The following is a 13,890-nucleotide window of genomic DNA, read 5'->3' on the forward strand; positions in this document are numbered from 1 at the left end:
TGGCGCGCATCCGTGTCCCCCGTTCGCGGTAACGTGAGGCTCCTATGAACGCCAAGCCCGACGTGCGGCTCCCCGCAGTGTCCGTGATCATGCCCGTCCTCAACGAGGAGCGGCATCTGCGCGGAGCCGTCGAAGCGATCCTCGCGCAGGAGTACGGCGGCGAGATGGAGGTCGTGATCGCCCTCGGTCCGTCCACGGACCGCACGGACGAGATCGCCGCCGAGCTGGTCCGCGCCGACCCCCGCGTGCACACCGTGCCCAACCCGACCGGCCGCACCCCGGCCGCCCTGAACGCGGCGATCAAGGCGTCCCGGCACCCGGTCGTGGTCCGCGTGGACGGCCACGGCATGCTCTCGCCGAACTACATCGCCACCGCCGTGCGGCTGCTGGAGGAGACCGGCGCGCAGAACGTCGGCGGCATCATGCACGCCGAGGGCGAGAACGCCTGGGAGCACGCGGTGGCCGCCGCGATGACGTCGAAGATCGGCGTCGGCAACGCGGCCTTCCACACCGGCGGCCAGGCCGGCCCCGCCGAGACCGTCTACCTCGGCGTGTTCCGGCGCGAGGCGCTGGAGCAGCAGGGCGGCTACAACGAGGAGTTCATCCGCGCCCAGGACTGGGAGCTGAACTTCCGGATCCGTGAGGCGGGCGGGCTGATCTGGTTCTCGCCCGAGCTGCGGGTGTCGTACCGGCCGCGGCCGTCGGTGCGCGCGCTGGCCAAGCAGTACAAGGACTACGGCCGCTGGCGGCACGTCGTCGCCCGCTACCACTCCGGGTCCATCAACCTGCGCTACCTCGCCCCGCCGGTGGCGGTGTGCGCGATCGCGGCGGGCCTCGTCGTCGGCGTCGCGCTGACCCCCTGGGGCCTGGTGGTCCCCGGCGGCTACCTGGCAGCGATCGTCGCGGGCTCGGTCCCGGCCGGCAAGGGGCTGCCGCCGGCGGCCCGGCTGCGCATACCGGTGGCCCTGGCCACGATGCACATGTCCTGGGGCTGGGGCTTCCTTACCAGCCCGAAGTCGCTGGCGCGCAAGGTCATCGCCTCCCGCCGGCCCGCGGTCCACGCCTGAACCCGCGCGGGGCCCCGTCCACCGGGGCCCCGGAAGCCGGTCCGCTACCAGCGGTACGGCGCGTACACGTCCATGCACTTGGAGGTGTCCGAGCCGTTCACGGCGTCGGAGTTCTCCGGCAGGTCGCCGGCCTTCGGCTCGGACTCCTTCGGGTAGGACGGGCCGGAGCGCCAGTCCGCGCCGACGACGACCGTGACCCCCGAGACGTCGGTCGACTTCTGCACCTGGGCCATCGGGATGCCCAGCGCCCCGGCCACCGCCTGGGCGTCACCCTCCAGGTCCGCGCTCGGATACCGCACCAGCGTCTTGTCCTCGGCCAGGCTCCCCGAGGCGTCGGCCTGCGCCCGGGCGTAGCCCTTGCCGGCGAGCACCTGGGCGATCGCCGACGCCCGCTGCCGTACCGCGGCCTCGTCGGAGGTCCGGGTGGCGTTGCGCACCAGCACCCCGAGCGCGGCCGGGTCCAGCGAGGGCTTCTTGTCCGGCTTCTTCGCGGCCGTGCCCTTCTTGCCGCCCTTCCCGTCCGGCTTCCCGCCGTTCTTGTCGAACGGCACGTCGTCCCGGAGCATCTGCCACATCTTGCCGGCGTTCTTCTCGTCGGGGATGACGTGGTTTTCGTTGCGCGGGTCCTTCAGGTTGGGCATGGTCACGGAGGTGATGCGGTCCGTCGGCACCGACTTCATCTGCATGCCGAGGTCGTAGAGCTTCTTGACCGAGGTGATCTCCTCGGACACCTTCAGCGACTTGACGGCCGCGTCCGCCAGGTCCATCAGCCGGCCGGTGTCGGTGAACACGTTCTGCTGCTTGAGCGTGCGGATCATCGAGTTCAGGTACATGTGCTGGGCGCGGGCCCGCATCAGGTCGTCGCCCCAGGCGTGCCGGGTGCGCAGCCACTGCAGGGCCTGCACGCCCTTCACCTTGTGCGTGCCCTTGGTCAGCTTCAGCCCGGACCCGCCGGGCACGGTGGGCGTCGGGTGGTCCGACACGTTCTGGTTCACGCAGACGTCGACGCCGCCGATCGCGTCGGCCATCCGCACCACGCCCGCGAAGTCGATCGTCATCCAGTGGTCGATATAGACCCCGGTGAGGTTCTCCCAGGTCAGCAGCGTGCAGCCGGCCCCGCCACGGGCCAGGGTGACGTTGATGATGTCGTTCGTCGGCGGGTATTCCTTGCCGGTGTCGGGGTCCGTGCACGCGGGGATGTCCACCCGGGTGTCACGCGGGATGCTGATCATCGCGGCGCTCTCGCGGTCCGCCGAGAGGTGGATGAGCATCTGCACGTCCGCCAGCGGCGGGTCGCCGGCGTGGTCCCGGCTGCCGCCGAGCTTCACGTTCTCCGCGGAGTTCCGGCTGTCGGAGCCGATCAGCAGGATGTTCAGCGGGGTCTGGCCGGCCGCGTTCGGCGCGGTCCGGTGCGCCTTGGAGTCGTCGCCGTTGGCGCGCCGCCCCTTCTGGAGACTGTCGTTGAGATGCTGGTAGTACAGATATCCGGCGCCCGCGGTGCCGAGTATCACCACCGCCAGCACCGTCGCCGACCAGCGCAGCACCCGCCGTCTGCGCCGCCGCCGGTCGGCCTGCGCACCGCCCGGCCGCCGCCTGCCCCCAGCCCGGCCCGGACCCGCCGGTGCCCCCGCGGCCGCAGGCGTGCGCGCCACCGCGTCCTCGACCGCCGGAGCCTTTCCGCGCACCTTGCTCTGCGCCACTCCCTGCCCTCCCCGCCCTCGCGCCAAGCAGCGGGCCCGTCCCGCGTCCGGTTAGACGCACGACGGGCCCCATGGGTTACCTACGAAGCGCACTTCACCTTGTCCGCCGTGGACTTGTCGACCTTCGGCGCCTTCGTCGGAGGTGTCAGGGAGACCCCCGCTCCCTTGAAGTCCGCGCCCAGGGTCAGCGTCATCGCCGGCAGCCCCTGCGCGTTGGTCACGCTCTCGCCCGGCTTCAGCGCGGCCCCGGACAGGCCCATGATCGCGGCCAGCCGGCGGGCCTGGGCCGCCTGGTCGGGCGCGTACTCCAGCGTGGTCTTCGCCAGCTTCTCGGGGGCGTTGCCGCCGTTCTCCGACTTGGTCACGCCCTGGTCGTTCTGCAGCCACCCGAGGACCGCCTGCGCGCTGCCGGCCTGCGCCCCGCCGTTCAGGACCCGCACCCGCACCTCCGAGGCGGGCGCCTGGGTGCCCTTCAGCCGGGCGGCCTGGGCGTCCTTGGCCGCCTTCTCCTTCTTCTTCACGTCGGTGAAGGAGACGTCGTTCTGGATGGCCTCGAACACCTGCGGGGCCAGCGCCGGATCCACGATCACCGTCTTGTGCACCGTGCCGTCGGCCGGGTTGTCCTTGACCGGCAGCGTGGTGAAGGTCAGGTTCTTCGGGTCGAGCTTGCCCAGCTCCAGGCCCAGGTCCTTCAGCTTGGTGATGCTGTCCAGCTTGTCGTCCACGGTCAGCGCCTTGGTGCCGGCCTCCGCCAGCTTCACCATCTTCGTCGGGCTGGTCAGCGTGGAGTTGCCCTTCAGCTTGCGCATCAGCGCGCCCAGGAACTGCTGCTGGAGCCCGATCCGGCTCAGGTCGCCGCCGAGGCCCACGGAGTGCCGGGTGCGCACGAACGCCAGCGCCTGCTCACCGGAGATCGTGTGGTTGCCCTTGGACAGCTTCAGGTGCGAGTCCGGGTCGTCGATGTCCTTGGCCAGGCAGACATCGACACCGTCGACCGCCTCGGTCAGCGTCTTGACCGCGTTGAAGTCGGCCACCATGAAGTCGTCCGGCTTGATCCCGGTCAGCTCGGTCACCGTGCGCATGGTGCAGCTCGGCGTACGGTCGTCCTGGCCGAGGCTGGTGTTGAACCGGACGCCCGTCGCGCCCGGGATGATCTTCTGGGTGCCGTCCTCCTGCTGGGTCGGGCAGTCCGGGATGTCGACGATGAGGTCGCGCGGGATGCTCAGCGCGGTGGCGTTGGAGCGGTCCTTCGACACGTGCAGCAGGATCGTGGTGTCCGCGTGCCCGGCGCTGCCCGCGTCGCCGTAGCCCTCGTTGCCCTTGCCGGTGCGCTTGTCGGTGCCGATCAGCAGGATGTTGATCGCCTCGTCCTTGCGGAAGCCACCGGTGCTGGCGCCGTCGTCGGACACGGACGTGATGTTGTCGTTCAGGTGCTTGATGTACAGGTAGCCGGCGGCCGTCACGGCGACCAGCACGAACGCCATGGACCCGCCGGTCCACAGCAGCGCCTTCTTCGCCCGTGACGGCTTCTTCGCCGGCCGCCGGGACGCGCGCCGGCCCTGCGGCGCCTCCGGCTCCGCGGCCCGGCGCCGGGCCGAGCGCGGCGGTGGCACGTCGGAGCCGTGCGCCCGGGACGGCTGCCGGCTCTCGCCGCCCTGCCGCCGGGCACGGCCGCCCGCCGCACCGCCGTCGTCCTCGGCGGACGGTCTGCGCGGTCCGGGAACCGGTGGCTGCGCTGCGGAAGGGCTCAGTCGCAGTTCGTATTCGCCGGTGTTCGGATTGAGCACCCACTGGTCTGCGGGGTCGATGTTGTCCGCCCGCCCACGGCCTTGCGCGTCCACGGTTGTCCGAATCCTCCGTCGGGGCCACGCGGCGCCTTCCCCCTCCAAGGCGCTCGGGTCTCGGTGAAACAGTGCACGGCCCCGACAAAGCCCGTCGGACCTCGCGGCCAGGTGCACCGGATCGCTCACACTATCCGCCCAGTTCAGCGTCGGACGACGCCGATGACAAATTCGCCGTGCCTACAACCGGGCAATCCCGCCCATTTTCAAAACGGAGGTTCACCGTTTTTGGTAGGCGGCTCACGCGCAGGTGTGTTCGGCGGCGGTGTACCCGCGAAACGTCGGGGCGGGCGAGGGGCCGTCCGGGCCGCCCGCGCCTGTGACGTCCCGGGGAACTTCCTGTGAATTCTCGGGTGACACCGCCACCGGCTGATCGGTCCGCAGTTGCCCGAACAGTTTTTCGGCCTCCGGCTCCACGAGCTGGTCACGATTGGCGTCGTAGACATACGACCGTCTCGGCACGGTCAGGAATCGGACCTGTTCCGTGGGGATGTCGCGCAGCCCGCGCGCCAGCCGGTACAGGCCGCGCAGACTCGCCAGCTCCGGGTCGGTGGTCAGCGCGGAGGTCGCCGCGTCCAGCAGCGGGTACAGCTTCACCGGATTGAGCAGGATGTCGTCGTCGCGCACCTTGTCGACCAGCGCGCCGAGGAACCGTTGCTGGCGCTTGATCCGCTCGGTGTCGCTGCCGTTGCCGAGCGACTTGCGGGCGCGCACGTACCCGAGCGCCTGCTCCCCGTTCAGCGTGACCCGCCCGGCGGGCAGCCGGAGCTTCGCCGCCTTGTCGTCCACCGGCTGCTCCAGGCACACCTCGACGCCGTCGACGGCGTCCACGATCTCCTTGAACCCGGCGAAGTCCAGCACCATGTGGTGGTCGACGCGGATGCCGGTGAGCTTCTCCACGGTCCGGATCGTGCACGCCGAACCGCCCACCTCGTAGGCGTGGTTGAACATCGCGAACACCGGGTCGCTGCGGGTGCCGTCCTCCTGCCGGCAGGAGGGGATGTCCACCATCAGGTCGCGGGGCAGCGACACGGCGGTGGCGCTGGTCCGGTCGGCGGCCAGGTGCAGCAGGATCGTGGTGTCCGACCGCTGGCCGCGGACGCCCTTGCCGTACGCGCGGTTGGCCTCCCCGGCCCGGGTGTCGGACCCGATCAGCAGGATGTTCTGCGCGTCCCGGACCAGCGCGGTGGGCCGCTCCCGTTCGTAGCGCGCCAGTTCGGCGGCGGCGGCCTCGTCGGGGGTGATGTTGGCGCTGAGCCGGGCGTAGCCGGCCCAGCCGACGCCGGCGGCGGCGAGGAGGAGGGCGGCCGCCCCCAGCGCCGAGTTCCGCAGCCGGCGCCGCCGGCGCCGTATGAGCCCGTCCCCGGTGGCCGAGGCCCCCGGCCCGCGACCGCTACCGAGGGACCTGCCTGCGGTGTCGGTCACGATGGGCCATCCCCTCATGGCGTACGAGCGTCACGTGCTGCCCTTACGACGATGCGGGGGAGCGGGCCGGGCAGCGCCCTGTGCTGCTCCGACCGGGTGAGACGGAGGGCCGCCGGGGCGTGGGGGCGCCGGGGTGGACGGCGCGGGCTGGCGCGGCTCCGCCGCGGGACGGCCGCCGTACGGGGTCAGCGGCGTACCGCGGTCACCCGCTCGCTCGCGACGCGCTTGGCGAGGGACTCCTCGTCCAGCCGGTCCAGGTGCCGGCACAGCACCACGGACCCGCCGGCGGCCAGCGGCGAGAACAGTCCGGCGCTCAGCCCCTCCCAGGTGTCGTACGGCAGCCCGGACAGCAGCCGGGACCCGGGCCCGGTCAGCTCCAGCGAGGGCGCCTCGGCCGAGGCGTACTCGACCACCTCCGCGCCGCTGAACTCCCGTCCGGCGACGACGAGCGCCGGCTCTCGCGGGTCCACCGGCGCGAAGGGGACGAACCGGTCGCTCTGGCCCGGCACCTCCACGGCGTAGTCGAGGAATCCGGCCGGCGGCTGCGGGAACCGACCGCCCAGGGGCCGCAGCGCCAGCGCCACCCGCTCTCCGGGGCAGGCCCGCGCGGCCTCCAGCGCGTCGGGGCCGCTCACCACGAGGTCGGCCGCCGCCGGGTCCCCGGCGACGTCCGCGACCGCGCCCACCGAGGAGCAGGCCAGCAACCACACCGCCGTCTGCCAGTGCGCGGGCAGCAGCAGCGCGACGCGGTCACCGGGTTCGGCGCCCAGGTCGCCCTGGAGGAGGTTGGCGGTCTTGGCCACCCAATTGGCGAAGGTGGCCACGGACAGTTCGACGCGTTCGCCCGTGGCGTCGTCGTAGAAGGTCACCAGCGGGCGGCCGGGGTCCGCGGCGAGCGCGGAAGTCAGCAGGTCGGCGGGGGTGCGATCGGTGGCGTTCACCCGGGACAGGGTACGCGCGGGCGGGCCTGCGCACGGGGGGAACGGGCCACCGGTTCGGCGGAACCCCGTCCGACGACCCGTCAGCTGACCTATGGACAGATTTGTACGGCTATGCCCAAATTCGTGTACATGCGTGGATTCCTTGCTTCCTCTTCCGGCGCCCTTCCGTCCACCCTCCGATCCCTCGGTGCCGCCTGCGCGGCGGTCCTCGCCCTCACGCCGGCCCCGCCCGCGTTCGGGGCCGTGTCCGGGCCCGTGCCCGTGCCCAGGTCCGCGTCCGGGGGCGCGGTTCCGGGGAGCACCCGCTCGCTGCCGCTCGTCCCGCTGTCCCGTGAAGGCGATCCGGGCGCGGCCCCGGAACAGGGGCTGCGCCGCACCGGCCTCGGCCGCTTCGCGCTGCTCGGCGTGGTGTGGGACGACCCCGGCACCGAGCTGCGCGGCCGGGTGCGGGTGCGTACCCGGTCCGCCGTGACGGGGGAGTGGACCGGCTGGCAGGACGTCGAGGCGCACGCCGACCACGGCGCCGACCCGGGCACCGCGGAACGCTCCGCCCGCCGGGTGCGCGGGGCGACCGCGCCGCTGTGGGTGGGCGCCTCGGACGGCGTGGACGTACGGGTGCGGGCGGAGAAGACGGGCGGGCGGAGCGCGTTGCCGTCGGGGCTGCGCCTGGAACTGGTCGACCCCGGTCAGGACGCGGGGGAGACCGCGGGAGGGGCACCGGCCGCGGGGGCGCCCGTCGACGAGCCGCCGCGCACCGCGCTGGACACGGAGGCCGCGATCGCCGCCTCGGGCGCCAACGCCGACATCGCCGCCTACGGCACCACCGAGATCCCGGAACTCGACCGCCCGGCCACCGAGCTGGAACTGACGAAGCTTCAGGGCCCGTCGCGGGGCAAGCAGTACATCGGTCCGCGCCCGAAGATCGTCACGCGCCGGGGCTGGGGCGCCGACGAGTCACTGCGTGAACGCGGGTTCGTCTACACGAAGAAGATCAAGGCGGCCTTCGTGCACCACACCGCCTCGGGCAACAACTACACCTGCGCCCAGGCCCCTTCCGTCATCCGCGGCATCTACCGCTACCACGTCAAGAGCATGGGCTGGCGGGACATCGGCTACAACTTCCTGGTCGACAAGTGCGGAAAGCTCTACGAGGGCCGGGCCGGGGGCGTGGCCAAGGCGGTGCTCGGCGCGCACACCCTCGGGTTCAACACCGACAGCATGGGCGTCGCCGTGATCGGCAGCCACGGCACGACCCAGCCGCCGGGCGCCGCCGTGACGGCCGTCGCCCGGCTCGCCGCGTGGAAGCTCGGCCTCCACGGAGCCGACCCGAGGGCGAGGACGTACCTCACGTCGGGTGGCGGCAACCTCTACCCCAAGGGAAAGAAGGTGCGGCTGAACGTGATGTCCGGCCACCGGGACGGATACGCCACCGAGTGTCCCGGGAAGCGGCTCTACGCCAAGCTGGGCACGGTCCGCACCAGCGCGGCGCGCTACCAGGGGCGCTGAGTCCGGGCGGACGGGGGAAAGCGCGCGCCGATCCGGCCGGACACCGCGCGGCCGGTCGAGGCGCCGTCCTCCGGTCTGCGTACACTGACCGGCCGAAACGAGTGAGACGAGTCAGTTCGGCCGGTCCGGCTGGAAGCGGAGACGACAGGTGACGGAAGCGATCCTTCTGGTCGGCGGCAAGGGCACCCGGCTGCGACCGCTCACGGTGCACACGCCCAAACCGATGGTCCGGGCCGCCGGGGTGCCGTTCCTCACCCACCAGCTCGCGCGGGCACGGGCCGCGGGCGTGGAGCACATCGTCCTCGCCACCAGCTATCTGGCCGAGGTCTTCGAGCCGTACTTCGGCGACGGCGCCGCGCTGGGCCTGCACATCGAGTACGTCACGGAGGACGAGCCCCTCGGCACGGGCGGCGCGATCCGCAACGTCGCCGGCCGGCTGCGCTCCGGTCCCGACGACCCGGTGCTGGTCTTCAACGGGGACATCCTGACGGGGCTGGACATCAGGGCCCTGGTGGACACCCACGAGACGACGGGCGCGGACGTCTCGCTGCACCTGACGAGGGTGGCGGACCCGCGCGCCTACGGGTTCGTGCCCACGGACGGCACCGGGCGCGTCCTGGCGTTCCTGGAGAAACCGCAGACCCCCGAGGAGATCGTCACCGACCAGATCAACGCGGGGGCGTACGTCTTCCGCCGCTCGGTCATCGACACGATCCCGGCGGACCGGCCGGTCTCGGTCGAACGCGAGACCTTCCCCGGTCTCCTGGCGGCCGGCGCCCATCTCCAGGGCATGGTCGACTCCACGTACTGGCTGGACCTCGGCACCCCGGCCGCCTTCGTGCGCGGCTCGGCCGACCTGGTCCTCGGCCGCGCGCCCTCCCCGGCCGTGCCCGGCCGCTGCGGCGACCGTCTCGTGCTGCCCACGGCCAGGGTGGCGCCGGACGCCAAGGTGACCGGCGGCACGGTGGTGGGCGAGGGCGCGTTCGTGGCCGAGGGGGCGCGGATCTCCGGTTCCACCATCCTTCCCGGCGCCGTCATCGAGCCGGGCGCCGTCGTCACCGACTCCCTCATCGGCACCCGCGCCCGCGTCGGCGAACGCTCCGTCCTCACCGGTACGGTCATCGGTGACGGCGCGGTCGTGGGCGCCGACAACGAACTCCGCGAGGGCGTACGGGTGTGGTGCGACGCCCGCATCCCCGCGGGGGCGCTCCGCTTCTCCTCCGACCAGTGATCCGGCCCGGGGTCGGTGTGGGGCACCGCCTGCCGCAGGCACCACCCATGGGGGCTCCGCCCCCAGACCCCCGACACGGGGAACGGGCGGGCGCTGCCGATCAACGCCGTCCGCGGGCCCGTCGCCGGCCGAGCGCGCGGTTCCCCGCGCCCCTTGGGTAACCGCCGGCGCCGCAGCCTTCAAGGCACCGATCCCCAGCCAAGCGACCCACCCCCGGCATCCCCCGCACCTCACAGCACCCCGATGTCCACCCGAGGCATCTTCGGCTTGCGTCTGGCCGGTACGTGGCCGCTCAGCAGGATCAGCCGGGCCGCGCGGTGCCGCTGCCCGGCGTACGGCTGGAGCAGGCGCAGCATCTCCGTGTCGTCGGCGTCGCGGTCGCCCGCCAGGGCCCAGCCCACGATCCGGGGCAGATGCAGATCCCCGACGGTGACCTCGTCCGCCGCCCCATGACTGCGCTGCACGACTTCCGCCGACGTCCACGGCCCCACGCCCGGCACGATCTCCAGCCGCGCCCGGGCCTGGTCCGCAGGCATCCCCGCCGTCTGCTCCAGCCGCGCGGCGACCCGTACGGCCCGCAGGATCGTGGACGCCCGCTTGTCGTCCACGCCCGCCCGGTGCCACTCCCAGGAGGGAATCAGCGCCCAGGTCCGCGCCGAGGGCATCACGGACATCGGCCGTTCGCCCGTCCCCGCGGGCCCCGGCGCCGGCTCCCCGAACCGCCGTACCAGCAGCCGCCACGCCCGGTACGCCTCGTCGGTCGTGACCTTCTGCTCCAGCACGGACGGGATCAACGACTCCAGCACCAGCCTGGTCCGGGTCAGCCGGAGCCCGGGCCGCCGGTGCCGGGCCAGCGCCACCACCCGGTGCCGGGGCACGAACGCCCCGGGATCGTCGGCGGCGCCGAGCAGCTCCGGCAACTGCTCCAGCAGCCACCCGGCCCCCGGCCCCCACGCCTCGCCGAGCACCTCACCGCCGTACGCGCGCACGCGCAACGTGCCCGGTCCGGCGGGCGTACGGCACGCCCGCCACACGGACCCGTCCGCGGTGGCCCGGAACGTCGGGTCGGCGGGCCCGCGGCGCAGCGGCCCGAGGGTCAGCCCGAGGTCCAGCGGGCCGTCCGGCACCCACCGGCGGACCCGCGCGGGCGCCGCCTGCCGCGGCGTACCGGCCGCCCCGGGCACGCCGGCATGCCCGCCGCGCACGGTCGTACGCGTGGGCCGCTGGGGAAAGCGTCCTGCCACGGGGGAGTCCTAGAGAGGCCGGTCGGGGTGTTCCGGAGGTACCGGTTCCGCTTTACGAGGGTAGGCGCTCAGCGCACCTCCACGAACGCCCCCGCGTCCCGCTCCGGCCGGGGCCGGGGCTCCTCGGCGGGCCGGCCGACCGCGACCGCGCCCATCGGGTCCCAGTCCGCCGGCAGCCCGAGCACCTCGCGCACCACGTCCCGGCAGAACATCGTGGACGACACCCACGCCGAGCCCAGCCGCTCCCCGGCCAGCGCGACCAGCAGGTTCTGTACGCCCGCGCCCATCGCGACCACGAACATCTCCCGCTCCGCGCCGTCGCGCCGGGGATCGCCGTAGGTGTGCGCGCCGTCCATGACGAGGCAGGGCACGATCAGATACGGCGCTTGGCGCAGGACGTCACCGCGCCGGATCCGCTTCGCGACGGACTCCTCGCTCTTGCCGTCCCGGCGCAGGTCGGCGATCCAGGCGTCCCGCATCGCGTCGAGCAGCCGGGCCCGCGACTCCTCCGACTCCAGCAGCACGAACCGCCACGGCGTGGTGTGGTGCGGGGCGGGCGCGGTGACCGCCGCGGCCACCGCGCGCCGGACGGCGCCCGGGTCCACAGGGGCGTCGGTGAAGGACCGCACGGTGCGGCGCTGGGTGACGGCCTCCCGGATCGCCTCCGAGGTGCCGAGCCGGAACATGTCGTCCTGCGCCCGGCGCACCAGCGCCCGCGCGCCCTCCTCCGTGCCCTCGGGCGCATCGGGGTGCACGACGTGGGACAGCCCGCGCACGACGGCCACCGGGCGGCCCTCGGCCTTGCCCTTGACCAGGTCGCCGGCGGCGGCCAGCTCGTCCGCCGTGGCGACGATGGTGGCGCTCAGCGGGTTGCCGTACGCGTCCGTGCCCCCGCGCAGATCGTCCAGCACGCGCACCCCGGCGGCGCCGATCGCCACGTCCGTGAGCCCCGAACGCCAAGGCCGCCCGAACGTGTCGGTGACGATCACCCCGACGTTGATGCCGAGGGTCTCGCGCAGACCGGCCCGGATCGTGCGCGCGGAGGCGTCCGGGTCCTCGGGCAGCAACAGCACCGTCCCGGCCGGGGTGTTGGAGGCGTCGACCCCGGCGGCGGCCATCACCAGGCCCTGCCGGTTCTCCACGATGCGCAGCGTGCCGCGCCGGGCCACCACCCGGACCGTCTCGGCGTCGATCGCCGCCTCCCGGTCGTCGGCCCGGGTCAGCCGGCCCTCCGCCTTGGAGACGATCTTGGAGGTCACGATCACCACATCGCCGTCGGCCAGGCCGGGCTCGGCCGAGGCGATCAGCTTGGCGATGTCGTCGCCCGGCCGCACCTCGGGGATGCCGGGCAGGGCCCAGACCCGGTATTCCGCCCGCTCGCCCGCCGCGGCGGACGCCGTCGCGCTCACGCTCCCCGCACCTCCTCGGCCAGCGCCAGCGCCTCCCGGGCCATCTGCGCGGTCGCCTCGACGTCGGTCATCATCAGCGGCACGGCCCGGCAGCGGATGCCGTCCGCCTCGACCCGCTCGACCGCGCCCGCGTCCACCGAGTCGACCAGCCAGCCGTCGAGCAGTCCGGAGCCGTAGTGCCCGGCGACCGCGGCGGCCGTGGACTCCACGCCGACCGCGGCGAGCACCTTGTCGGCCATCCCGCGCACCGGCGCGTCCCCGACGATCGGGGAGAGGCCGACCACGGGCACGCCCGCGTCGGCGATGGCCTCGCGGATGCCGGGCACGGCGAGGATCGTGCCGATGGACACCACCGGGTTCGACGGCGGGAAGAGGATCACGTCCGCCTGGGCGATGGCCTCCAGCACGCCCGGGGCCGGCTTGGCCTGCTCGGCGCCGACCGGGACGATCGCCCGGGCCGGGACGGAGGCGCGCAGCTTGACCCAGTACTCCTGGAAGTGGACCGCCTTGCGCTCGCCGTCCAGCTCGACGGCCACGTGCGTCTCCACGCGGTCGTCGGTCATCGGGATCAGCCTCACGCCCGGCTGCCAGCGGTCGCACAGCGCCTCGGTGACCGCGCTGAGCGGATAGCCGGCACCGAGCATCTGGGTCCGCACGATGTGCGTGGCGAAGTCCCGGTCGCCGAGCCCGAACCACTCCGGCCCGACGCCGTAGGCCGCCAGCTCCTCCTTGACGTGAAAGCTCTCGTCTGTCCGCCCCCAGCCCTGTTCCTCGTTGATGCCGCCGCCCAGCGTGTACATCACCGTGTCGAGGTCCGGGCAGACCTTCAGCCCGAACAGATGGATGTCGTCGCCGGTGTTGCCGATGACCGTGATGTCCGCGTCCGGCGCGGCCCGCTTCAGACCGCGCAGGAAACGGGCACCGCCGATGCCGCCTGCCAGAACCACAATGCGCATGGGGACAGTGTGTCAGCCGGATACGACAGCGCGTCAGGCAGTTACCGAGGGCGCCTCGCAGTGCGGGGCGGCGTGCATGGGCATCTCGGTCAGCCCGGGGTGGTACACGTGCAGGCTGACCGCCGGTTCCAGCGTGTCGTTCACGACCTCGTGGACGTACCCCGGCGCGAACACCCGCTGCGCGCCCGCCGCCAGCGCGCGCGTGCCGCGCACGGTGTGCTCCGTGAGCGTGCCCTCCACGACGGTGAGCACACCGGAGGAGCGCCCGTGGTCGTGCCGCCCGCTGCCCTGCCCGGGCAGCCAGGACAGCAGCCACACCTCGTAGCCGGGGCCGGTGCGCAGCCGGTGGTACCAGCGGGTGGTGGCGTCGAAGCGGACCAGGTGCGCCCACTGGTCCCGGTCGGCGGCGATCGAGCGGGCGAACCCCACGAACTCGGCGACAGTGGCCGGGTGTTCGCGCGGCGGCTGGAGCAGGTGCGGGACTTCGAGGATGTCGCCGGCGATCTGGAGGTCGTTGTCGCTGTTCATGGGGGTGCGGTGGTCCTCGGCGGGAGAGTGGGGCCGGAGCTG

The 13,890-nt window shown here is 73.3% G+C and carries 11 protein-coding genes; 3 read left to right on the forward strand and 8 right to left on the reverse strand.

The features are described 5' to 3' along the window. The first annotated feature begins 44 nt into the window (after positions 1-44). Positions 45-1,067 carry a glycosyltransferase family 2 protein gene (locus Srubr_RS35015; RefSeq protein ID WP_189991926.1) on the forward strand — a complete coding sequence of 341 codons (1,023 nt, stop codon included), beginning with the start codon at positions 45-47 and terminating at the stop codon, positions 1,065-1,067. Between the two features lie 44 nt (positions 1,068-1,111). On the opposite strand, the gene Srubr_RS35020 is transcribed toward Srubr_RS35015, so the two are convergent. The 4 genes from Srubr_RS35020 to Srubr_RS35035 form a co-directional block, all read right to left on the reverse strand. Next, entirely contained in the window at positions 1,112-2,767 is a 1,656-nt protein-coding gene (locus Srubr_RS35020) for an LCP family protein (RefSeq protein ID WP_189991924.1), read from the reverse strand. 80 nt (positions 2,768-2,847) lie between these two features. Next, entirely contained in the window at positions 2,848-4,608 is a 1,761-nt protein-coding gene (locus Srubr_RS35025; protein WP_189991922.1) for an LCP family protein, read from the reverse strand. Between the two features lie 240 nt (positions 4,609-4,848). Then, complete coding sequence (locus Srubr_RS35030) at positions 4,849-6,033, reverse strand: LCP family protein (RefSeq protein ID WP_373313411.1); 1,185 nt, start codon at positions 6,031-6,033, stop codon at positions 4,849-4,851. 185 nt (positions 6,034-6,218) lie between these two features. Further along, on the reverse strand, positions 6,219-6,974 hold the full coding sequence (locus tag Srubr_RS35035; protein ID WP_189991918.1) for a TIGR03089 family protein: 756 nt from the start codon (positions 6,972-6,974) through the stop codon (positions 6,219-6,221). 129 nt (positions 6,975-7,103) lie between these two features. Here Srubr_RS35035 and Srubr_RS35040 point away from each other — a divergent pair, with 129 nt between their 5' ends. Beyond that, complete coding sequence (locus Srubr_RS35040) at positions 7,104-8,480, forward strand: peptidoglycan recognition protein family protein (protein ID WP_373313409.1); 1,377 nt, start codon at positions 7,104-7,106, stop codon at positions 8,478-8,480. Between the two features lie 148 nt (positions 8,481-8,628). Beyond that, positions 8,629-9,711 (forward strand): mannose-1-phosphate guanylyltransferase, encoded by a 1,083-nt coding sequence (gene manB / locus Srubr_RS35045; RefSeq protein ID WP_189991915.1) that lies wholly within the window; start codon positions 8,629-8,631, stop codon positions 9,709-9,711. A 230-nt stretch (positions 9,712-9,941) separates the two neighbouring features. Here manB and Srubr_RS35050 read toward each other — a convergent pair whose 3' ends face one another. The 4 genes from Srubr_RS35050 to Srubr_RS35065 all read right to left on the reverse strand — a co-directional run bounded on the left by Srubr_RS35050 (position 9,942) and on the right by Srubr_RS35065 (position 13,848). Continuing rightward, positions 9,942-10,955, reverse strand: coding sequence for a DNA-3-methyladenine glycosylase family protein (locus Srubr_RS35050; RefSeq protein ID WP_189991914.1), 1,014 nt, complete (start codon positions 10,953-10,955; stop codon positions 9,942-9,944). Between the two features lie 68 nt (positions 10,956-11,023). Next, the gene (locus tag Srubr_RS35055; protein ID WP_189991911.1) at positions 11,024-12,364 is read right to left on the reverse strand and encodes a coenzyme F420-0:L-glutamate ligase; all 1,341 of its coding nucleotides are present in this window, start codon (positions 12,362-12,364) and stop codon (positions 11,024-11,026) included. Further along, positions 12,361-13,320: a 2-phospho-L-lactate transferase gene (cofD, locus tag Srubr_RS35060; protein ID WP_189991909.1), complete on the reverse strand. Its 960-nt coding sequence runs from the start codon at positions 13,318-13,320 to the stop codon at positions 12,361-12,363. Before cofD ends, Srubr_RS35055 begins: the two co-directional genes overlap by 4 nt. A gap of 33 nt (positions 13,321-13,353) precedes the next feature. Continuing rightward, positions 13,354-13,848, reverse strand: coding sequence for a cysteine dioxygenase (locus Srubr_RS35065; RefSeq protein ID WP_189991908.1), 495 nt, complete (start codon positions 13,846-13,848; stop codon positions 13,354-13,356). Between the last annotated feature and the right edge of the window lie 42 nt (positions 13,849-13,890).

Origin of the sequence: Streptomyces rubradiris (assembly GCF_016860525.1) — a bacterium.
GTDB lineage: Bacteria > Actinomycetota > Actinomycetes > Streptomycetales > Streptomycetaceae > Streptomyces > Streptomyces rubradiris.

Bases quoted from the DNA above. Each gene is read 5' to 3' on its own strand.
- Srubr_RS35065 (WP_189991908.1), bottom strand. From the start codon at position 13,848: ATGAACAGCGACAACGACCTCCAGATCGCCGGCGACATCCTCGAAGTC.
- cofD (WP_189991909.1), bottom strand. From the start codon at position 13,320: ATGCGCATTGTGGTTCTGGCAGGCGGCATCGGCGGTGCCCGTTTCCTG.
- Srubr_RS35015 (WP_189991926.1), top strand. From the start codon at position 45: ATGAACGCCAAGCCCGACGTGCGGCTCCCCGCAGTGTCCGTGATCATG.
- Srubr_RS35040 (WP_373313409.1), top strand. From the start codon at position 7,104: ATGCGTGGATTCCTTGCTTCCTCTTCCGGCGCCCTTCCGTCCACCCTC.